Annotated in this window: 20 protein-coding genes; 8 read left to right on the forward strand and 12 right to left on the reverse strand. The window is 53.1% G+C overall.

The features are described 5' to 3' along the window. Positions 1-66: 66 nt before the first annotated feature. Complete coding sequence (locus M2407_RS07750; RefSeq protein WP_020827233.1) at positions 67-1,602, forward strand: SpoVR family protein; 1,536 nt, start codon at positions 67-69, stop codon at positions 1,600-1,602. Between the two features lie 63 nt (positions 1,603-1,665). Here M2407_RS07750 and fadR read toward each other — a convergent pair whose 3' ends face one another. Then, positions 1,666-2,385 carry a fatty acid metabolism transcriptional regulator FadR gene (fadR, locus tag M2407_RS07755; RefSeq protein ID WP_020827234.1) on the reverse strand — a complete coding sequence of 240 codons (720 nt, stop codon included), beginning with the start codon at positions 2,383-2,385 and terminating at the stop codon, positions 1,666-1,668. A gap of 243 nt (positions 2,386-2,628) precedes the next feature. Here fadR and nhaB point away from each other — a divergent pair, with 243 nt between their 5' ends. Continuing rightward, a complete protein-coding gene (gene nhaB / locus M2407_RS07760; protein ID WP_142815093.1) occupies positions 2,629-4,200 on the forward strand; it encodes a sodium/proton antiporter NhaB in 1,572 nt (523 codons plus the stop codon). 124 nt (positions 4,201-4,324) lie between these two features. After that, positions 4,325-4,855 (forward strand): disulfide bond formation protein DsbB, encoded by a 531-nt coding sequence (dsbB, locus tag M2407_RS07765; protein WP_020827236.1) that lies wholly within the window; start codon positions 4,325-4,327, stop codon positions 4,853-4,855. Between the two features lie 508 nt (positions 4,856-5,363). On the opposite strand, the gene M2407_RS07770 is transcribed toward dsbB, so the two are convergent. Continuing rightward, the gene (locus tag M2407_RS07770) at positions 5,364-5,810 is read right to left on the reverse strand and encodes a YcgN family cysteine cluster protein (RefSeq protein ID WP_020827237.1); all 447 of its coding nucleotides are present in this window, start codon (positions 5,808-5,810) and stop codon (positions 5,364-5,366) included. 409 nt (positions 5,811-6,219) lie between these two features. Between M2407_RS07770 and M2407_RS07775 the strand changes: the two genes are divergently transcribed. Next, positions 6,220-6,468, forward strand: a complete 249-nt coding sequence (locus tag M2407_RS07775) for a CsbD family protein (RefSeq protein WP_012145476.1) — start codon at positions 6,220-6,222, stop codon at positions 6,466-6,468. A 69-nt stretch (positions 6,469-6,537) separates the two neighbouring features. On the opposite strand, the gene M2407_RS07780 is transcribed toward M2407_RS07775, so the two are convergent. The 3 genes from M2407_RS07780 to M2407_RS07790 form a co-directional block, all read right to left on the reverse strand. Further along, positions 6,538-7,194, reverse strand: coding sequence for a fumarylacetoacetate hydrolase family protein (locus M2407_RS07780; protein WP_044551811.1), 657 nt, complete (start codon positions 7,192-7,194; stop codon positions 6,538-6,540). Positions 7,195-7,277: 83 nt separating this feature from the next. Further along, positions 7,278-8,342 (reverse strand): lytic transglycosylase domain-containing protein, encoded by a 1,065-nt coding sequence (locus M2407_RS07785; protein ID WP_130015441.1) that lies wholly within the window; start codon positions 8,340-8,342, stop codon positions 7,278-7,280. A gap of 56 nt (positions 8,343-8,398) precedes the next feature. Continuing rightward, complete coding sequence (locus tag M2407_RS07790; protein WP_020827240.1) at positions 8,399-8,671, reverse strand: YcgL domain-containing protein; 273 nt, start codon at positions 8,669-8,671, stop codon at positions 8,399-8,401. Between the two features lie 136 nt (positions 8,672-8,807). On the opposite strand from M2407_RS07790, the gene minC reads away from it, so the two are divergent. The 3 genes from minC to minE are packed head-to-tail and all read left to right on the forward strand — an operon-like array spanning position 8,808 to position 10,620. Further along, complete coding sequence (gene minC / locus M2407_RS07795; RefSeq protein WP_020827241.1) at positions 8,808-9,509, forward strand: septum site-determining protein MinC; 702 nt, start codon at positions 8,808-8,810, stop codon at positions 9,507-9,509. Between the two features lie 25 nt (positions 9,510-9,534). Then, entirely contained in the window at positions 9,535-10,347 is an 813-nt protein-coding gene (gene minD / locus M2407_RS07800) for a septum site-determining protein MinD (protein ID WP_020827242.1), read from the forward strand. Positions 10,348-10,350: 3 nt separating this feature from the next. Next, positions 10,351-10,620: a cell division topological specificity factor MinE gene (gene minE, locus M2407_RS07805; RefSeq protein WP_012145482.1), complete on the forward strand. Its 270-nt coding sequence runs from the start codon at positions 10,351-10,353 to the stop codon at positions 10,618-10,620. 233 nt (positions 10,621-10,853) lie between these two features. Here minE and rnd read toward each other — a convergent pair whose 3' ends face one another. The 5 genes from rnd to M2407_RS07830 form a co-directional block, all read right to left on the reverse strand. Further along, positions 10,854-11,975, reverse strand: coding sequence for a ribonuclease D (rnd, locus tag M2407_RS07810; RefSeq protein WP_259217518.1), 1,122 nt, complete (start codon positions 11,973-11,975; stop codon positions 10,854-10,856). Positions 11,976-12,064: 89 nt separating this feature from the next. Further along, entirely contained in the window at positions 12,065-13,753 is a 1,689-nt protein-coding gene (fadD, locus tag M2407_RS07815) for a long-chain-fatty-acid--CoA ligase FadD (RefSeq protein WP_046373352.1), read from the reverse strand. Between the two features lie 208 nt (positions 13,754-13,961). Then, positions 13,962-14,552, reverse strand: a complete 591-nt coding sequence (locus M2407_RS07820) for a Slp family lipoprotein (protein WP_259217519.1) — start codon at positions 14,550-14,552, stop codon at positions 13,962-13,964. A gap of 101 nt (positions 14,553-14,653) precedes the next feature. Further along, entirely contained in the window at positions 14,654-15,355 is a 702-nt protein-coding gene (tsaB, locus tag M2407_RS07825; protein ID WP_259217520.1) for a tRNA (adenosine(37)-N6)-threonylcarbamoyltransferase complex dimerization subunit type 1 TsaB, read from the reverse strand. Positions 15,356-15,435: 80 nt separating this feature from the next. Then, positions 15,436-17,340, reverse strand: a complete 1,905-nt coding sequence (locus tag M2407_RS07830) for an ATP-dependent DNA helicase (protein ID WP_046373351.1) — start codon at positions 17,338-17,340, stop codon at positions 15,436-15,438. 133 nt (positions 17,341-17,473) lie between these two features. On the opposite strand from M2407_RS07830, the gene M2407_RS07835 reads away from it, so the two are divergent. Beyond that, complete coding sequence (locus M2407_RS07835; protein WP_020827248.1) at positions 17,474-17,818, forward strand: RidA family protein; 345 nt, start codon at positions 17,474-17,476, stop codon at positions 17,816-17,818. A 50-nt stretch (positions 17,819-17,868) separates the two neighbouring features. On the opposite strand, the gene mdtI is transcribed toward M2407_RS07835, so the two are convergent. Next, positions 17,869-18,198, reverse strand: coding sequence for a multidrug/spermidine efflux SMR transporter subunit MdtI (gene mdtI, locus M2407_RS07840; RefSeq protein ID WP_020827249.1), 330 nt, complete (start codon positions 18,196-18,198; stop codon positions 17,869-17,871). Further along, positions 18,185-18,553: a multidrug/spermidine efflux SMR transporter subunit MdtJ gene (mdtJ, locus tag M2407_RS07845; RefSeq protein WP_046373350.1), complete on the reverse strand. Its 369-nt coding sequence runs from the start codon at positions 18,551-18,553 to the stop codon at positions 18,185-18,187. Before mdtJ ends, mdtI begins: the two co-directional genes overlap by 14 nt. Positions 18,554-19,043: the final 490 nt, after the last annotated feature.

Here is a 19,043-nt window from a genome sequence, read left to right on the forward strand (position 1 = left end):
AGATTGAGCTACGATTGATCTAGGGTCTGCCGTTCGAGCAAGGTCCGTAATAACGAGGGTGCGCTGATGACTACTTCAACACATGAAAAGGTCAAGGAAGATAAACGTCTGAGCGATGGACCGGACTGGACGTTCGAGCTGCTGCAGGTGTATCTGGAGCACATCGATCGCGTAGCCAAACATTACAAGCTCGATACCTACCCGCATCAGATCGAGGTGATTACCTCAGAACAGATGATGGACGCCTATTCGAGCGTCGGCATGCCGATTAACTATACCCATTGGTCATTCGGTAAAAAATTCATTGAGACCGAGCAGCGCTACAAACATGGGCAGCAGGGGCTGGCCTATGAAATCGTCATCAACTCCAACCCTTGCATCGCCTACCTGATGGAAGAAAATACCATCACCATGCAAGCGCTGGTCATGGCGCACGCCTGCTACGGCCACAACTCGTTTTTCAAAAATAATTACCTGTTCCGCAGTTGGACCGACGCCAGTTCGATCGTCGATTATCTGCTGTTCGCCCGCCACTACATCAGTCAGTGCGAAGAACGCTACGGCGTTGAAGAAGTGGAGAAGCTGCTCGATTCCTGCCACGCGCTGATGAACTACGGCGTGGACCGCTATAAACGCCCGCAGAAGATTTCCCTGGTCGAAGAAAAAGCCCGCCAGAAGAGCCGCGAGGAGTATCTGCAAAGTCAGGTCAATACGCTGTGGAAGACCCTGCCGCGGGTAGAACGCGAAGAGGCGCCTGAACAAGCGCGTCGCTATCCAAGCGAGCCGCAGGAGAACATCCTCTACTTTATGGAGAAAAATGCGCCGCTGCTGGAACCCTGGCAGCGTGAGGTGCTGCGCATCGTGCGCAAAGTGAGCCAGTATTTTTATCCGCAAAAACAAACGCAGGTGATGAACGAAGGCTGGGCGACATTCTGGCACTACACCATCCTCAACCATCTTTACGATGAAGGCCGGGTGACCGAACGCTTTATGCTGGAGTTTTTGCACAGCCACACCAACGTGGTGTACCAGCCGCCTTACAATAGTCCTTATTACAACGGGATTAACCCTTACGCGTTGGGCTTTGCCATGTTCCAGGACATCAAGCGCATCTGTCAGTCGCCGACCGAAGAAGATCGCTACTGGTTCCCGGACATTGCCGGTAAAGACTGGCTGGAAACGCTGCACTTCGCCATGCGTGATTTTAAGGACGAAAGTTTTATCAGCCAGTTCCTGTCCCCGAAAATCATGCGTGACTTCCGGCTGTTCACCGTGCTCGATGACGACCGCAATAACTACCTGGAGATTGCGGCGATCCATAATGAGGCGGGCTATCGGGCGATCCGTCAGGAGCTGTCGGCGCAATATAACCTGAGCGACCACGAGCCGAACATTCAGATCTGGAATGTGGATTTGCGCGGCGATCGCTCATTGACGTTGCGTTATATTCCACAAGACCGGGCGCCGCTGGACAAAAGCCGGCGTGAGGTGATGAAACACCTGCATCGCCTGTGGGGCTTCGACATTATTCTGGAACAGCTCAACGAGGATGGCAGCGTCGAGCTGCTGGAACGTTGTCCGCCGCGGCCGACTCCGCTGTAGGATTTAGTGACCATGACAAAGGGGCGCCACTGGCGCCCCTTTTGCGTAATGCGAGAGGTGAAACTAACGGCGGGCTTCAGTCAGATCGCTCGGCATGGTGCCTTGCATGCTCTGCCAGATGGCCCCGCTGTCTTTACCGTAGTTACGCACGCAATCCATCACCTGATCGTACGACTTTTCATGGCACAGCGTCGACAGCTTGCTGTAGAAAGTCAGCGCCAGCTTGCGGGACTCCGGATTTGAGAAGTAGTAACGACCGACACGGGTGTACAGGCCTTTGAGGCCGTTGAAGATCAGACCGTAAATCGGGTTGCCGGAAGCGAATGCGAGACCGCGGAAAATTTCGTAGTCCAACAGGTTGAAAGCGTCCGCCTGATCTTCCACTTGAGTCGCTTTCGCCAAGACTTCCTGAGCAGCCTCAGGATGATTACGCACCGCTGCGCGAATAAAGATTGCGGCAATATTGGTACGAACCGACAGCAAGTTGTCGATCAACTGTGGAACACTTTTGTGATCGAGGCGTGCCACCGTCTCAAGAATATTGAGGCCGGATGTTTCCCAGAAATTATTTACTTTGGTCGGTTTGCCATGCTGAATGGTCAGCCAGCCATCACGGGCCAGGCGTTGTAAAACTTCGCGTAACGTGGTGCGCGTAACACCAATCAATTCTGAAAGCTCACGCTCCGCGGGCAAAATAGAGCCAGGAGGGAAGCGATTATTCCAGATACTCTCGATAATGTATTCTTCCGCGAAACCGGCAGGACTCTGCGCCTTTATGACCATGTGTTTGACGTTCCGTAGCAACGATAATCAGTAATAGTAGTCGGCTGATCATACCAGATCGCCTTGGCATGACATAGCGTGAGCGAAAAACATTAAACGAAAGTGTGCATAAAGTGGCAAAAAACGTGCAAAAACACCGCGTCAGAGAAATTTCACGTCGTAAAGCAAGCCCGTATTGCTTCTGCCCCTGCGGCATTGTTAGGGTAATATGTGACAACTTATTTTCAGGACGTGTAACGCATAATGGAAACGACTTTACGCAGTGCCCTGGTGAAAAACTTCCTCGGGCAATCACCTGACTGGTACAAACTGGCCATCCTCATCTTCTTGTTGGTCAATCCGCTGGTTTTCTTCCTGGTCGATCCCTTCATCGCGGGTTGGCTACTGGTCATCGAATTTATCTTCACGCTGGCGATGGCGCTGAAGTGCTATCCCCTGCTGCCGGGCGGCCTGCTGGCCATTGAAGCGGTGTTGATCGGCATGACCAGCCCCGATCGGGTGGGCGAAGAGATTGCCCATAATCTGGAAGTCCTGCTGTTGCTGATCTTTATGGTGGCCGGCATCTACTTTATGAAGCAGCTACTGCTGTTCGTCTTCACCAAGCTGCTGCTCAATATTCGCTCTAAAATACTGCTGTCTTTAGCCTTCTGTTTTGCGGCGGCATTTTTGTCCGCCTTCCTCGATGCGCTGACGGTTGTTGCGGTAGTCATCAGCGTCGCAACCGGGTTTTATTCGATTTACCACAACGTGGTGTCGAACCCTTCCGGCGGCGCTGCCGACGTCAACGACGACAGCAACCTGGTAAGCGACGATAACAAACAGACGCTGGAGCAGTTCCGCGCCTTTTTGCGCAGTCTGCTGATGCATGCTGGTGTCGGTACAGCCTTGGGCGGTGTGATGACCATGGTGGGCGAACCGCAGAACCTGATTATCGCCAAAAGCGCCGACTGGGGCTTTGTCGACTTCTTCCTGCGCATGGCGCCCGTCACTTTACCGGTATTGATCTGTGGTCTGCTGGTCTGCCTGCTGCTTGAGCGCTTTGGCGTCTTCGGCTACGGAGCAAAACTCCCGGAGCGCGTGCGCGAAGTGCTGACAGAGTTTGACCGCCAGGCGACTGCCGGGCGCAGTAAACAAGAGCAGGTCAAATTAGTGGTTCAGGCACTTATCGGCGTTTGGCTGATTGTCGCCCTGGCCTTCCATCTGGCGGAGGTTGGCCTGATTGGCCTGTCGGTGATTATCCTCGCCACTTCCCTGTGTGGCGTAACCGATGAGCACGCCATCGGCAAAGCCTTCCAGGAGGCCTTGCCCTTCACCGCCCTGCTGACGGTATTTTTCACCGTGGTGGCGGTGATCATTGAGCAACACCTGTTTACCCCGGTAATTCAATTCGTTTTGCAGGCGGAACCCTCTTCCCAACTTTCGCTGTTTTATCTGTTCAATGGCTTGCTGTCTTCAGTATCCGACAATGTGTTCGTCGGTACGGTTTACATTAATGAAGCGCGCGCCGCATTTGAAAATGGTGCCATTTCCCTGAAGCAGTTTGAAATGTTAGCGGTCGCCATTAATACCGGGACCAATTTGCCGTCGGTCGCCACGCCGAATGGCCAGGCCGCCTTCCTGTTCTTGCTGACCTCCGCACTGGCCCCCCTGGTACGTTTATCCTATGGGCGAATGGTATGGATGGCATTGCCTTATACAGTGGTATTAACCCTGGTTGGTCTGTTGTGCGTACAATTTACCCTGGCGCCCATGACCGACCTGCTGACCCAGTGGCATTGGCTGACGCTGCCGTCGCTCGAAGCCGCTGCACACTAACCCTGTAAACCCACTCCGCTGTCAGCGACTATTTTTGTGCTGAATCCGGCTCAGGTGGCTGGCAGCGGGGTTGAATTGGTTTACACTGCCAGTTCAATTGCTTACTGCATGGAAGAATAAATATATGTTGCAATTCTTTAACCGCTGCTCACAGGGGCGCGGTGCTTGGCTGTTGATGGCCCTGACTGCGCTGGCGCTGGAATTAGTCGCACTCTACTTTCAGCATGTAATGCTGCTGCAACCCTGTGTCATGTGCATTTACGAACGTTGCGCGCTGTTTGGTATTCTCGGCGCCTCGCTGCTGGGTGCCATCGCGCCGAAAACGCCGCTGCGTTATGCCGCTATTCTGCTGTGGATTTACAGTGCCTGGGAAGGCCTGCAGCTGGCATGGAAACACACCATGATCCAACTACACCCTTCGCCGTTTAATACCTGCGATTTCTTCGTCAGCTTCCCGTCCTGGCTGCCGCTGGACAAATGGCTGCCTGCGGTGTTCCACGCATCAGGCGACTGTTCGGTACGCCAATGGGAATTTTTGACGCTGGAAATGCCGCAGTGGCTGGTTGGCATCTTTGCAGCTTATTTGTTGATTGCTATCGTTGTGCTGCTGGCACAATTTGTCCGCCCACGCCGCCGCGATCTGTTTGGCCGCTGAGCATGACAGCATGAAAAACGGCGCCTCAGGGCGCCGTTTTTCATCGAGTGACTGATGATCTTCAGAGGTAATGCGAGATTAGGTATGTGTAAGGTAATAAACGAGCACTATTAGTGCTCCAGCTATGGCAAACAGGCGTATCATTTTCATTATTTTACTCTCGAAACTTAGCGTGAGAGCGCTCAAACTACCTAACATCAGGTTTAAAAAGAAGCATCTGGGCAGGATTTGACGCGTAATTTACATAACATTAAGTTAGAAGAGTAAAATGTCTTATCTACGAAAGCCTCGCTTCACTTTTTCGGTCTTACCTCACAAAAATACTGGCGCAACGATTTTCCTCGCCACTCACTTCATACAAAAAAATTCATCATAGCGATGCATTATTGCATCGATATTTTGATGAAGTTTTATCAGAGAATCCCTATAATATCCGCAAGTTAATATTTAACGATTTCCCTGGTGTTGTTGTGTGTCTTGCCCCTCATCTTTGCAGGGGCTTTTTTCCTTATCTCGCCCAGCTCGGTTTGTTCAAGATGTGATCCTGCCAGTCCACCACTTCACTTTCCCGCACCGCAATATGTCGTACCGTAATACGCTCCCCGTGCATCGCAGCTTTAGAACCGCTGACCAGCGGGTGCCACGCAAACAGCGGCTTGCCTTCACCAATCAAACGGTATGCGCAGGTCGGTGGCAGCCAATCGAAGGTAGTGAGGTTTTCACGCGTCAGTTTGATGCAGTCCTCTTCCAGCTCAAAGCGGCGCTCATAGTTGCGGCACTGGCACGACTTAATATTCAGCTGGTTACAGGCTACGTTGGTGAAATAAATCTCGTCGGTATCTTCGTCGATCAGCTTATTCAGACAGCATTGCCCACAACCGTCGCACAGCGATTCCCACTCTTGTTCTGACATTTCCGCCAGCGTTTTTTGTTGCCAAAAAGGGGTTTGTGACATGTTCGCGTCCGGTATAGGTAAATGAATAGATAACCTGCAAGCAGGTTTTGAGGGTGCACTATATAGATATCCCAGCCAAATGGAAAGGCTGAAAACACAATATAATCATAGCGATAACAATATGTTCGCTTAAAAAAAACGCTATTTAAAACAACGGTATTCAACATTTTCGGCCAGTATTATCAGGCCGTTACCCTTGATACTTAAAGGGATAAAACACACCAAGCATATCGTCTAATTATACGTACAAAACTCAGGTCTATCATCCTTTCGTTTCCCCCTCATCCATATCCCTGTTCATCATTATTCACGGGTAAGATTCATCTCATAAAGCACATTTTGCCGCCAAGAAGCGCATATCCCTGCTATGTTTAATGTTCGCCTTTTGAATGAAGATAAGGAACCAAGTATGTTTGGGAAAGCAGAAGACAAAGTAAATGAAGCTGCCGGCGCCGTTGAAGAAGCTTTTGGTAAAGCAACGGACTCACCGGATCATCAAGTCAAAGGCGCAGCCCGCAAATATGCCTCTCAGGCCAGTTACGCGGCTCGAGATGCTGCCGATACGGTGCGGACTCAGGTTGAATCTAACCCACTGGCCGGCGTAGCTATCGCCGCCGCCGTCGGGATTGTTTTCGGTTTCTTGCTGGGCCGTAAATAAGCGTTTTGACCTATCGTCACCGAAAAAAAAGGCCCTGCGGGGCCTTTTTTATTGCGTTTTACCCAGGTTTCAAATCACGCGTGTGGTCAGTGATTTACCGTTGAGGGTGACTTTCAGCATGTCGCCAGAGCTCATCGGGCCGACGCCCTGCGGCGTGCCGGTAAGGATAATGTCGCCTGCGCGCAACGTGAAAAAGCGGCTCATATAGCTGATCAGCGGCAGGATCGGCGTGATCATGTCGCGAGTATTGCCTTGTTGTCGCACCTGGTCATTGACCGTCAGGGACAGCTCCGCATTTTGCGGATCGCCAAACTCCGCTACCGGTATAAACCCGGATATCGGGCAAGAACCGTCGAAACCCTTGGCTTTTTCCCAAGGCTGTCCCGCCTTCTTGAAGCCCGCCTGCAGTTCCCGCAGCGTCAGATCAAGCGCAACACCGTATCCGGCGATGGCACGCGCCACGCGATCTTCATTAGCCTGCTTTAGCGGCGTACCGATCAGCACAGCCAGCTCCACTTCATGATGTACCGAACCAAACTCTTTGGGGATCGCCACCGGCTGGCGAATATCGCACAGCGCCGTTTCAGGCTTGATAAACACTACCGGCTCTGCCGAGGTTGCACTGCCCATTTCCTTGATGTGATCGGCGTAATTACTGCCGACGCAAACCACTTTATTTACCGGAAAATCAAGTAATGAACCCTGCCAGTCTCTATGTTGATACATACCGCCTCTCCCTACAATCATGTAGGGGCTTAGCATGCTAAGCCCGTTATTCCACGCGCTGGTGGAGGCACCGCAGCCTTTTTCTATTGCCCGATACCGTCAGCCATCATACCCACACCGATCGCAAAATAGTAAGAGCGATTCCAGTGCATAATCGTGCGGAAATTATCATAAACCAGGAATGCCCGGCCCTGCATGTCATCCGGTGTGATCAGCCAACTGCGCAGGCTGGAATGCGGCAGCGCTGAACCATCCGGACGCCGCACCCCGCGTTTTTGCCATTCATTGACGCTGCGCGCCTGGCTATCCTTTAGCCCCACAGCCTCGGTGCTGAATCCGGCAGGCAACCTGACCTCTCTGCCCCAACCCACACCACGCTGCCAGCCTTCGCTCGACAGATAGCTGGCCGTAGAGGCAAAGACATCGTCAACGTTGTTCCAGATATCAATGCGGCCATCACCGTCGCCGTCCGCAGCATAGTTAAGGAACGACGTCGGCATAAATTGGCATTGCCCCATGGCACCGGCCCAGGAGCCTTTCAACTGCTCGCGGCTGACATGACCCTGCTCGAGGATTTGCAGCGCCGCCATCAGCTGTTGACTGAAGAACGCCTCGCGTCGCCCTTCAAAAGCCAAGGTGGCGAGCGCAGATATCACATCTTCACGCCCCTGGATTTTGCCGAAGGCGCTTTCCATGCCCCACAGTGCCACGACATAACGTCCCGGCACGCCGTAGTGCGCGGTGAGCCGCGAAAGCTTAGGATGATACTGCTGATATAGCGCACGGCCTTGTGCGATCTTGGCGGGTGGCAATACGCGCTTGAGGTAGTCGTCCAGCGTGATTTTCTTTTCCGGCTGATTACGGTCAGCCTTGATCACCCGATCGACAAAATGCACGTCGGTGAAAGCACTGTCGACAATCGCCGGGCTGATGCCCTGCGCCAGCGCCTGGCGCTTTAACTGTTCAACATAGGCCGGGAACTGCGCAGGATCGCGACCCGTTTCAGAGAGTCGGCTCTGAGCCGCAGGAGTAGCTGTGCCCGACGAAGCTTCCGACGCCGATGTGGCCCCTTGCGCCATCGCCTGCTGACTGACTGTGCATCCTAACGTCAACAGAGTCGATAGCAGGGTTATTGCCGACAATCTCATCACGCGGCTCCTTTATCAGTTTTGAGCGCTTCCAGCCTCTCCTACATCTTCGCAGGTTATTTTTTGTCGCCAGACAAATGCTGGTTTAATAAATTTTCCAACGGCGGGGGGACCTGAAGATAAAACCCTTCTTCTTTCAGGGCTTCTTTCACTTTCTCAATATCCGCCGAGGCTAACTTTTCCCGCCCTTCAAGGGAAAGCACCATTGCCAATTGCGGCGTACCGAAACTTTTCATCAGATCTTCCGGCACACGGGAGAAATCGTCTTTTTTTTCGACATAAAGATAAGTTTGATCGCGTTTAGAACTTCTATAGATCACACAAAGCATGTTTTTAACTCTATTTAATTGGGGCAGCGTCTTGCCTGGATATAACTCTGACTATAACATGCTTATAGTACTTCGGAATATCGCACCCCGATTGGTATTCCGGGGATTTAAAGTTGCTGAGACTGAGTCAGGATAGATGTCACAATCGCCAATTGAGCTAAAAGGCAGCAGTTTTACCCTATCGGTTGTTCATTTGCATAATTCGGAACCCGAGGTAATACGTCAGGCGTTACTGGAAAAAGTAGAGCAAGCGCCCGCTTTTTTGAAAAACGCCCCTGTTGTTATCAACGTTGCAACGCTGAACGGCGACGCAAACTGGAAAGAACTTCAACAGGCTGTCACGGCAGCAGGTCTGCGCGTTGTGGGTATCAGCGGTTGCAGAGATGAGCGGCAGAAACGCGCAATAACCCGTGCCGGGCTGCCGTTGCTGAACGAAGGCAAAGGCCAAAAGATGGCCACACCGGAACCGGCGCCTGCGCCAGCCCCGGTGGTGGATCCCAACGCCCCCGCCAAGACGCGCATCATCAGTACCCCTGTCCGTTCCGGCCAACAAATTTATGCCCGCAACAGCGATCTGATAGTGACCAGCAGCGTTAGCGCCGGCGCTGAATTAATTGCCGATGGCAACATTCACGTCTACGGCATGATGCGCGGTCGTGCGCTGGCCGGTGCATCAGGTGATACACAGTGCCAGATTTTTTGCACGCACCTGGGTGCTGAGCTAGTCTCTATCGCAGGGCAGTACTGGTTGAGCGACCAAATCCCGTCCGACTATGTCGGGCAGGCAGTACGACTCAGCCTGTTGGATAACGCTTTAACCATACAACCTTTAAATTAAGCCCTTTTGACAAGGAATCCATTTCATGGCACGCATTATTGTTGTTACATCGGGTAAAGGGGGCGTTGGCAAGACCACTTCAAGCGCGGCCATCGCTACCGGTTTAGCCCAAAAAGGAAAGAAAACCGTAGTGATCGATTTCGATATCGGCCTGCGTAATCTTGACCTGATCATGGGCTGCGAACGCCGGGTTGTTTACGATTTCGTTAACGTGATTCAGGGTGATGCCACACTGAATCAGGCGTTGATCAAAGACAAGCGCACCGAAAATCTGTTTATCCTGCCAGCTTCGCAAACGCGTGACAAAGACGCGTTAACCCGCGAAGGCGTTGAGAAGATCCTCAACGACCTGGGCGAAATGGATTTTGATTTTGTGGTTTGTGACTCTCCGGCGGGCATCGAAACCGGCGCACTGATGGCGCTGTATTTTGCTGATGAAGCTATCATCACCACCAACCCGGAAGTCTCCTCGGTACGTGACTCTGACCGTATTCTGGGCATTTTGTCTTCCAAATCTCGCCGTGCCGAGAGAGGCGAATCGCCAATCAAGGAACACCTGCTGCTGACCCGCTACAACCCAGGTCGCGTCAGCCGTGGCGACATGCTGAGCATGGAAGACGTGCTGGAAATTCTGCGCATTCCATTGGTCGGCGTTATCCCGGAAGACCAATCCGTACTGCGTGCATCCAACCAGGGTGAACCGGTGATCCTCGACGCCGAGTCGGATGCCGGCAAAGCCTATGACGATACCGTTAGCCGCCTGTTAGGGGAAGAACGCCCCTTCCGCTTCATTGAAGAAGAGAAGAAGGGTTTCCTGAAACGCCTTTTTGGGGGATAAACCATGGCATTACTAGACTTCTTTCTGTCCCGCAAAAAGCAGACAGCCAATATAGCCAAGGAACGGCTGCAGATTATCGTCGCAGAGCGTCGTCGCGGGGACAGTGAGCCCCCGTATCTGCCTGATTTGAAACGCGATATTCTGGCGGTAATTTGCAAATATATTCAAATCGACCCTGAAATGCTGCACGTGCAGTTTGAGCAGAAAGGGGATGATATTTCGGTACTCGAACTCAACGTGACATTACCGGAATCGGAAGAAGTAACTAAATGAGTGTGACGCACTAATTACCCCCTGTATATTTTCTTGCAGGGGGTAACTGTATGCATAACCAGTTATTGAGATAAAAAACGCCTAATAATCGTTTTTAGCCTTTGGGATTAATCTCAATTAATCTTGCGTCAGTGTTGTTTAAAGTAAATGCTGTCGGTAAGTGTTGTTATGGTTATTTCTAATAAATAATCGGAGCAGCGTTTCCTTACCCTGCCCCAAGTTTTACCACTCGATTAATAATCCTTCAAAATAGCCTGCAGTGGCGCCGCCAATAAATCACCGCGCCAACCGCTCATTAATTCTGGCAGGCTGTCAGCACCCTTCAATTTCCAATGCCAATTCAGCAGTTGGTTAATCTGTCGGCGCGATGCCAGTAATTCACTGCTCAACCCGCTTTGCTCACTGACAATGACGATCGCCGCCTTGATATCCTTGAACACTTTCTTGTAGCCCGGCTGATCGATCAGGTTAGACAGCGCTGCTGGCAGTGCAGCCTCATCCAGCTCATTAGCCTCTGCCACCAGCGCCAACAGCGTTTTACCGTGATAACGAATTTCCGGACCGCTCAGGCCCAGAGAGTCCAATTCCCCCAGCGATGTCGGCATATGTCGCGCCACCTGCCAAAGGTTTTCCTCACGTACCACGAAGTTTACCGCCAGATCGCGCTCACGCGCCTGACGCAGGCGCCATTCAGCCAGCTTCTGCAAGCAGCCCAACTGACGCGGACGCAGTTGCCAGGCATTGGTGATTTCACGGTAGGCCAATTCTGGCGCCAGCGTCTCGCTACGGCGTTGGCATAGCAACAGGCATTCATTATTAGCGGCAGCCGTCCAACCGGCCTCTTCAGTTTCCTGAACCAGGCGTTTGGCCATCGGCAGCAGATAGAACACGTCAGCCGCCGCATAGACGCACTGTTTTTCCGTCAGCGGACGCGCCAGCCAGTCGGTGCGGGCTTCGCTTTTATCCAACTCCACCTGCATATACTCCGCCACCAGGGTCGCAAAACCGCAAGACAGCGGTCGACCGGTGAAGGCCGCCAGAATTTGGGTGTCCACCATCGGAGTCGGCAGCGTTTTGAACGCGTTGAGGAACACTTCCAGATCCTCACTGCCGGCGTGCAGGAACTTCACAATCTGAGTATTACTCAGCAGCTCGATAAACGGCTGCCATTGCTTGATTGGCAGGGGGTCAATCAGGGAGAGTTGTTCACCGTCGTATAACTGAATCAGGCCTAACTGCGGATAATAGGTGCGCGTTCTGACAAATTCGGTGTCCAGCGCTATCTGGGCATGCTTTTTCGCCTGCTCGCAGACCTGCTGCAATCCGGCATCGGTAGTGATCAACTGATAGTTCAAAACGTCATTCTCTTGGTCGCTTTCATGATTCAAACACAACAACGCCGGCATTCACCGGCGTTGTTGATCTGTAAGGCGTGGATGATAACCTAGGCGGCATCGGCCGCTGCAGGTTTTTTCTGCTCATCACGCAGTTCTCGCCGCAAAATTTTACCGACGTTAGACTTCGGCAACTCGTCACGGAACTCAACAATTTTAGGCACTTTATACCCGGTAAGCTGCCGACGACAATGGGTCAACAGCTCTTCTTTGGTCAGCGAAGCGTCTTTCTTCACCACGCAAATTTTAACCGTCTCACCGGTTACCTCATTCGGCACGCCAATCGCCGCGCATTCCAATACTTTCGGATGCTGACTGACCACGTCTTCAATCTCGTTCGGGTATACGTTAAACCCGGAAACCAGGATCATGTCCTTCTTCCGGTCGACGACGCGGACAAAGCCCATATCGTCCACTGTAACGATATCGCCGGTCGCGAGCCAGCCATCTTTCAATACTTCATCGGTGGCATCCGGCCGCTGCCAGTAGCCTAACATAACTTGCGGTCCTTTGACCCACAGTTCACCCGGCTCACCAACCGGCACGTCCTGACCGTTATCGTCCACCAGCCGAATATCCGTCGAGGGTACAGGCAAACCGATACTGCCGCTGTAGTGTTTCAGATCGTAAGGGTTACCGGAGACCAGCGGCGCACATTCCGTCAGGCCGTATCCTTCCAGCAAGTGCTTACCGGTGGTTTTCTCCCACTTGTCCGCCACCGATTTCTGTACTGACATGCCGCCGCCGACGGAAAAACGCAGCGTGGAGAAATCCAGCTTGTGGAAGTCCTCGTTGTTCAATAGTGCATTGAACAGGGTGTTCACCCCACTCATGGCGGTGAACGGATATTTGCCCAGCTCTTTCACCAGCCCTGGAATGTCGCGTGGGTTGGTGATCAGCAAATTGCGCCCACCCAAATCGATAAACAGCAGGCAGTTCACCGTCAGCGCAAAAATGTGATACAGCGGCAGCGCCGTTACCACCAACTCCTGCCCTTCACGAAACAGCGGCAAATAGGCAGCTTTAGCCTGCTCCAGGTTGGCCTGCATATTACGGTGCGTCAGCATAGCGCCTTTGGCCACGCCGGTAGTCCCACCGGTATACTGCAGGAACGCCAGATCGGTGTTGATAATATCGGGTTTAACATACTGTTGGCGACGCCCGCGCTGGAGCGCACTGCGAAAAGAAACGGCAGCCGGTAGATGATATTTCGGCACCAGCCGCTTGATGTATTTGACGACGAAGTTAACCAGCGTGCCTTTGGCGGCGGAGAGCTGATCGCCCATACGCGTCAGGATCACATGCTTGACCTGGGTGTTGAACACCACTTTTTCCAGCGTGTGAGCAAAGTTGGAGACGATCACGATAGCACTTGCGCCACTGTCGTTCAGTTGATGTTCCAATTCACGTGGCGTATACAGCGGGTTAACGTTCACCACCACCATACCCGCACGTAAGATACCAAACAGCGCGATGGGATACTGCAACAGGTTCGGCATCATCAGAGCAACGCGGTCGCCTTTCTGCAGCCCCAGCTCATTTTGCAGGTAAGCCGCGAAAGCCCGACTACGTTCTTCCAGCTTGCGGTAGGTCATCACCTCACCCATGTTAATGAAAGCCGGTTGATCTGCGTAGCGCTGAACCGCATTTTCAAACATTTCGACCAAAGATGAATAACGATCGGCGTCGATCTCTGCCGGAACATCCGCCGGGTAACGTTTTAACCAGACCTTATCCAAGGTATTACTCCTGAAATTATTATTCATTATCATCATCGCAGCCCCCAAATATGCAGCCAAACCATAACAATATTTTAACTCAGCAGACCAGTTTGAGTTTTAAACAATATTCAGGTTGCGATGTACGTCACTAATTGGCGGTCATTCCCTACGCCAAAAGAATAAGGCGGCCGGAGCCGCCCTATTAAAATTTAACAACAAGCAAGCATTACTCGGTAACGATGGTTTGCACCTGCACTGGGCCAGGGTTGTACCAGCCATACCCCACGCCCCAACCGGGGCCCCAGGTACCGCTACGCCAGCCCCAGGGGCCCATCGGCGCCGGTGGCATCATCACCTGCTGAGACAGATGCCAGCGTTTGTAGCCAGTGGCATTCATGGTAACAAACTTGTACGGTGTCATGCCGATCTTGCCGTCTTTCACGCCGGTGATTGGCCCAACTACCGTCACTAACTGGCCCTTAAAATCAACCGGTTCCAGGAAGCCATTAACCGAGGCTATCAGACGACCCCGTGACGGCTCACCCAATATCGGCCGGGCGCCGGAATCGAGCGGCACGGCCGCAATTTCCAGTAGCGTGCGCCCCTGCTCATTGGCAACGTTCACAACGGTACCGCCAAAGCGAGCCTCAGCCCCGACAAACAGGTTCGGCGCATTCTGTACCGAAGGCAGCTGCTGCACCGGCGTTGCCGTGCTGCCTTTAATCGCATCAGGCACGGTTACGCAACCTGACAGCGCCAGCACGCTGCCGGCAATAGCCAGCAGCGACATTTTTTTACAAACAGTGCGGGTTAACATCGTCGCAATCTCCTGAAATGGCTGTAACTTTGACATCAATTCACGGAGCAAGTTGCAGATCATTCCTATCCCTATTGCCGCCAAAGCACAATAGGTTGCGGCTATTCGCGCCCCGGCAATTTTTTCCAGGTGACTTCATTACGCAAATAGGTCGGCTCGGCATTTTCTACCACCACCGCCAAACCCTGTTGCCAGGCATGCAGCGCCAACGGCAGCATATCTTCCGCCTGCGGTAACAACATTTGCCCATCGCTCAGGGTTAACGTGGAACCGGCAACCAAATCCGGATAGGTTTGCCAGCCGGTGCCGACATGCGCCCAGTGGCCTTGCAGACCTTGCGCACGCACCAGCGCCTGCGCCGGGGTAAGTACCGCTTCACCTTCACTTTCAAGCCAGTTACCGTCCTGCTGGCGTTCAAACTGACCCCAGTAGACTTCGCCCATACGCGCATCTATCGCCGACAGCACACGGTCAGCCCCGGTGAGTCGCCAGGCGCCCTGCGCCATGGTTTGCAGCGTGGAAACGCCCAGCAAGGGCAAGTCGGCGCCCAGCGCCAAGCCCTGAGCAATGCCAATGCCGATACGCACGCCGGTAAAGCTGCCCGGCCCGCGGCCAAAAGCCAGCGCATCGAGCTGGCCAAGGGTGACCCCGGATTCCGCCAGCACCTGCTGCACCATAGGTAAAATACGTTGCGTATGCTCACGTGGGCACAGCTCAAACAGGGCGTGGATTTCGCCTTGATTCCAGATAGCAACGGAACAGGCTTCCGTCGCTGTATCGATCGCTAAAATTCGCGTGGACATGCCAACCTCAGGCGGGAAAAAAACAGGGTTTTTCATACAGGGCGCGCATTGTAGCACAGCCCTGGGGTCACGCCTATCCGCTAGCGATCTGCCTGCAGGAAGGCAATCGCCTGGGCGATATCGCGGGTACGCGGCGTCGGCGGCAGGCTATTGAGGAAAACTTCACCATAGGGGCGCATCACCAACCGATTGTCGCAAATCACCAGCACGCCGCGATCGTCGGTATCGCGGATCAGGCGTCCAACCCCCTGTTTCAGGGTAATGACCGCGTCCGGAAGTTGCACATCGTTGAATGGGTCGCCGCCACGTAATCGGCAGTCTTCAATCCGGGCTTTCAACAACGGATCATCGGGTGAGGTAAACGGCAGTTTGTCGATAATCACGCACGACAATGCATCGCCGCGTACATCTACCCCCTCCCAGAAGCTGCTGGTCGCCACCAACAGGGCATTGCCGGCCTCGACAAACTGAGCCAGCAACTGGCCCTTGCTGGTTTCCCCCTGCAACAGCACCGGCAAGGTCATGGTGGCACGGAACTCTTCCGCCAATTCCCGCATCATCTGGTGCGAAGTACAAAGGAAGAAGCAGCGGCCGTTATTGGCTTCAATCAGCGGCCGTAGCATGCGTGCCAATTGCCGCGCGCCGCCAGGCTGGTTTGGTGAGGGTAAAAAGCGCGGTACGCACAGCAAGGCCTGTTTGGCGTAATCGAATGGGCTGGCCAGCAGCAGCGTTTTGGCCTTATTCAACCCCAGACGCTCGGTAAAGTGGCCCATCTGCTCGTTAACCGACAGCGTTGCCGAGGTGAAAATCCAGCTGCCCGGTTTTTCATCCAGCAACTCACGGAAACGATCGGCCACCGTCAGCGGCGTCAACGCCAGTACAAAGTGACGCGAGTTGCACTCATACCAATAGCTGAACCCCGGTTCATTGACCTCTTTCAAACGTTTGAGACGGGCACGATATAACGTAGCGCGTTCAAAAGCCGCGTCCAACAAGGCCGAACGGCCAAGGGAAAGTTTGACCACGTCATAACACAGCTCCAGCGCATCATCGAGCAGCAGCAAGGCGCGTTGTACATTGGGCTGGCTCAGCACCTCGCGCAGGTTGCCGCGAAACCCTGGTTCTCCCAGCATCAAACGAAAATCCTGCGTGCTTTGGCTGAGGCGGTCGGCGCTTTTTTGCAGTTGTGCGGCATCGCGCACTTCGGTGCGATAGGCAATGGAAATGTCTTTGGCCAGGTCCAGCAGTTGACGGCTGGTCAGTTGCTTACCAAAATATTGGCTGGCGATATCGGGGATCTGATGCGCTTCATCGAAGATCATCACATCGGCCTCAGGGATCAGTTCGGCAAAGCCGCCCTCCTTCACCACCATATCGGCCAGGAACAGATGGTGGTTCACCACCACCACATCGGCATCCATGGCGCGACGACGCGCTTTGACCACAAAGCAATCTTTATACAAAGGACAATCGCTGCCCAGGCAGTTGTCGTTAGTGCTGGTCACCAGCGGCCAAACGAAGCTGTCTTCCGCCACGTCGCTGCAACTGCTGATGTCGCCCTCTTTGGTCATGGACGACCATTTGCGCAGATGGACCAGATCGATCAGCGTTTGCCCGGCCAACTCGCCGCCCGCCATCGACTGTTGCTCCAGACGTTCCAGACACAGGTAATTGGAGCGCCCTTTCAGCAGCGCCATCTTGCCTTTGTACTTCAGTGCCTTGGCCACGGTGGGCAAATCGCGTGCATAAAGCTGATCCTGCAACGCTTTTGACCCGGTGGAAATAATCACTTTGCGATCGGCCCGCAGTGCCGGCACCAGATAGGCGTAGGTTTTGCCGGTACCGGTGCCCGCTTCGACCACCAGTTCCTGCTTGAAATTAATGGCTTCGGTGACCGCTTCCGCCATCTGCCGCTGTGCTTCACGCGGTTTGAAACCCTTGATTGCCTGCGCCAGGGCGCCGTCTGTTGCGAAATCGTCTGCCACGCTATCTCTCTGCCGATGTAATTCAGCGCTAATTATGCCTATCCTGCCGCGTGGCTACCACCGACTTTATCGTCACACATTTCTGCCGATGGCTGTGTTACCCTTAACGCGATGATGATATGGAGATAATTGAATGAATATCGAACGAATTGATCCAGACAAACGTTGGTCCGAAGCCGTCGTTCACAACGACACCGTCTATTACACCAGCGTGCCGGAAAACCTGGATGATGACGCTACCGCCCAAACCGCGAACGCCCTGGCAGCAATTGACGTGATCCTGGCGCGCGTTGGGTCAGATAAAAGCCGGGTGCTGGACGCCACCATTTTTCTGGCCGACGATGCCGATTTTGCTGCCATGAACGCCGCCTGGGATGCCTGGGTAGTTGCGGGTAGCGCGCCGGTACGCTGCACCGTGCAAGCCAAATTGATGAATCCGAAGTACAAGGTTGAAATCAAAATTATTGCTGCGGTATAAACGAAAAAACCGCAGACGATAACGCCTGCGGTTTTATTTTCATCTGCTGCTTAAGCCAGCTTGATGATCACCATACCTGCCAGCAACAACACCAAACCAATCCAGCCTTTGGCATTCAGGCGCTGACCGAACAGGATCCAGCCGGCGGCGATTGTCGCGGCAATACCGAAACCACCCCACAATGCATAAGCCACCGACAGGTCTATCCCCTTCACCGCCTGTGCCAGAGCACTGAACGCCCCCAGCACCGACAGCAATGAAAGCAGGCCTAACCAGATTTTACGGAAACCGTCTGACATCTTCAGGAAGATGTTGGCGACAATTTCCAACACAATCGCCAGTCCCAAGAACCCAATGTGGTACAACTCAAGCTGTTGCATGGTTGTCACCTCGCGGGCTGGCCTGTTTTCGTGGTTTGCGGGTACCGGACTTCACCAACAAGATCCCGGCGATCAACGTCACCAGACCCAGCACCTTCAAGGCCGAGATAGGCTCATCAAACCACAATACGCTGAACAAGGTAATAAACAGGATACCGATCCCTTCCCACAGCGCGTAAGCAACGCCAAGGGCAACGCGTTTAATCGCCAATGACAGCATGACGTATGATGCAGTGATCATCACATACATCACAATGTGACCGGTCATGCCGCCGCTAACGCTGGCGTATTTCATCGACAGGGTACCGATAATTTCGGCCACGATGGCCAAGCCTAAAAAGATCCAATAAATCATAATTTCTCTCCCAAACGGCGAATAACGCACGCTAAGGCATATTTATCCCGATTTATCTCGTCAGACAGGCGCAACGAGGCGCTGAAGACGCAGAGATCCCTGGGGATAAACTGACCCAAGCGTAATAAAGAAGTTTGCCCGGCTACGCGGAATGACGGAGGACTGAGCCTGTCACCAGCACCGGTTAAGGGAGAAAGACGCTATAGCTCGCTGCACCAGTGATGCTCACTAGCAAGGATGGCAGACAGGAAAAGCTGGCAAGTAGAGGTTCTGAGGGTAATTCCATTAGTTGTCATCATAATTATTCTCTATTCTCAGCCGCACATTATCTTGTTACACGGAGTGCGATTTGCCCAATATCCTCATCAAGTAAAATTTTCAACTGCGATAGTTGTACCATAGCCAAAAAAAGAAAGCAAACCGCCGTTTTCACAAAAACCATTAAAAAAAAGTTTAAAAATAAGAAAGTTAAGTAATTTAAAAATAAAAA

This window comes from Serratia sp. BIGb0234, from assembly GCF_024809915.1.
GTDB classification, from domain to species: domain Bacteria; phylum Pseudomonadota; class Gammaproteobacteria; order Enterobacterales; family Enterobacteriaceae; genus Serratia; species Serratia liquefaciens.

What these genes read in the sequence shown, in the direction of transcription:
- M2407_RS07750 (WP_020827233.1), top strand. Translation starts at nt 67, where the DNA reads ATGACTACTTCAACACATGAAAAGGTCAAGGAAGATAAACGTCTGAGC.
- fadR (WP_020827234.1), bottom strand. Translation starts at nt 2,385, where the DNA reads ATGGTCATAAAGGCGCAGAGTCCTGCCGGTTTCGCGGAAGAATACATT.
- nhaB (WP_142815093.1), top strand. Translation starts at nt 2,629, where the DNA reads ATGGAAACGACTTTACGCAGTGCCCTGGTGAAAAACTTCCTCGGGCAA.
- dsbB (WP_020827236.1), top strand. Translation starts at nt 4,325, where the DNA reads ATGTTGCAATTCTTTAACCGCTGCTCACAGGGGCGCGGTGCTTGGCTG.
- M2407_RS07770 (WP_020827237.1), bottom strand. Translation starts at nt 5,810, where the DNA reads ATGTCACAAACCCCTTTTTGGCAACAAAAAACGCTGGCGGAAATGTCA.
- M2407_RS07775 (WP_012145476.1), top strand. Translation starts at nt 6,220, where the DNA reads ATGTTTGGGAAAGCAGAAGACAAAGTAAATGAAGCTGCCGGCGCCGTT.
- M2407_RS07780 (WP_044551811.1), bottom strand. Translation starts at nt 7,194, where the DNA reads ATGTATCAACATAGAGACTGGCAGGGTTCATTACTTGATTTTCCGGTA.
- M2407_RS07785 (WP_130015441.1), bottom strand. Translation starts at nt 8,342, where the DNA reads ATGAGATTGTCGGCAATAACCCTGCTATCGACTCTGTTGACGTTAGGA.
- M2407_RS07790 (WP_020827240.1), bottom strand. Translation starts at nt 8,671, where the DNA reads ATGCTTTGTGTGATCTATAGAAGTTCTAAACGCGATCAAACTTATCTT.
- minC (WP_020827241.1), top strand. Translation starts at nt 8,808, where the DNA reads ATGTCACAATCGCCAATTGAGCTAAAAGGCAGCAGTTTTACCCTATCG.
- minD (WP_020827242.1), top strand. Translation starts at nt 9,535, where the DNA reads ATGGCACGCATTATTGTTGTTACATCGGGTAAAGGGGGCGTTGGCAAG.
- minE (WP_012145482.1), top strand. Translation starts at nt 10,351, where the DNA reads ATGGCATTACTAGACTTCTTTCTGTCCCGCAAAAAGCAGACAGCCAAT.
- M2407_RS07820 (WP_259217519.1), bottom strand. Translation starts at nt 14,552, where the DNA reads ATGTTAACCCGCACTGTTTGTAAAAAAATGTCGCTGCTGGCTATTGCC.
- tsaB (WP_259217520.1), bottom strand. Translation starts at nt 15,355, where the DNA reads ATGTCCACGCGAATTTTAGCGATCGATACAGCGACGGAAGCCTGTTCC.
- M2407_RS07835 (WP_020827248.1), top strand. Translation starts at nt 17,474, where the DNA reads ATGAATATCGAACGAATTGATCCAGACAAACGTTGGTCCGAAGCCGTC.
- mdtI (WP_020827249.1), bottom strand. Translation starts at nt 18,198, where the DNA reads ATGCAACAGCTTGAGTTGTACCACATTGGGTTCTTGGGACTGGCGATT.
- mdtJ (WP_046373350.1), bottom strand. Translation starts at nt 18,553, where the DNA reads ATGATTTATTGGATCTTTTTAGGCTTGGCCATCGTGGCCGAAATTATC.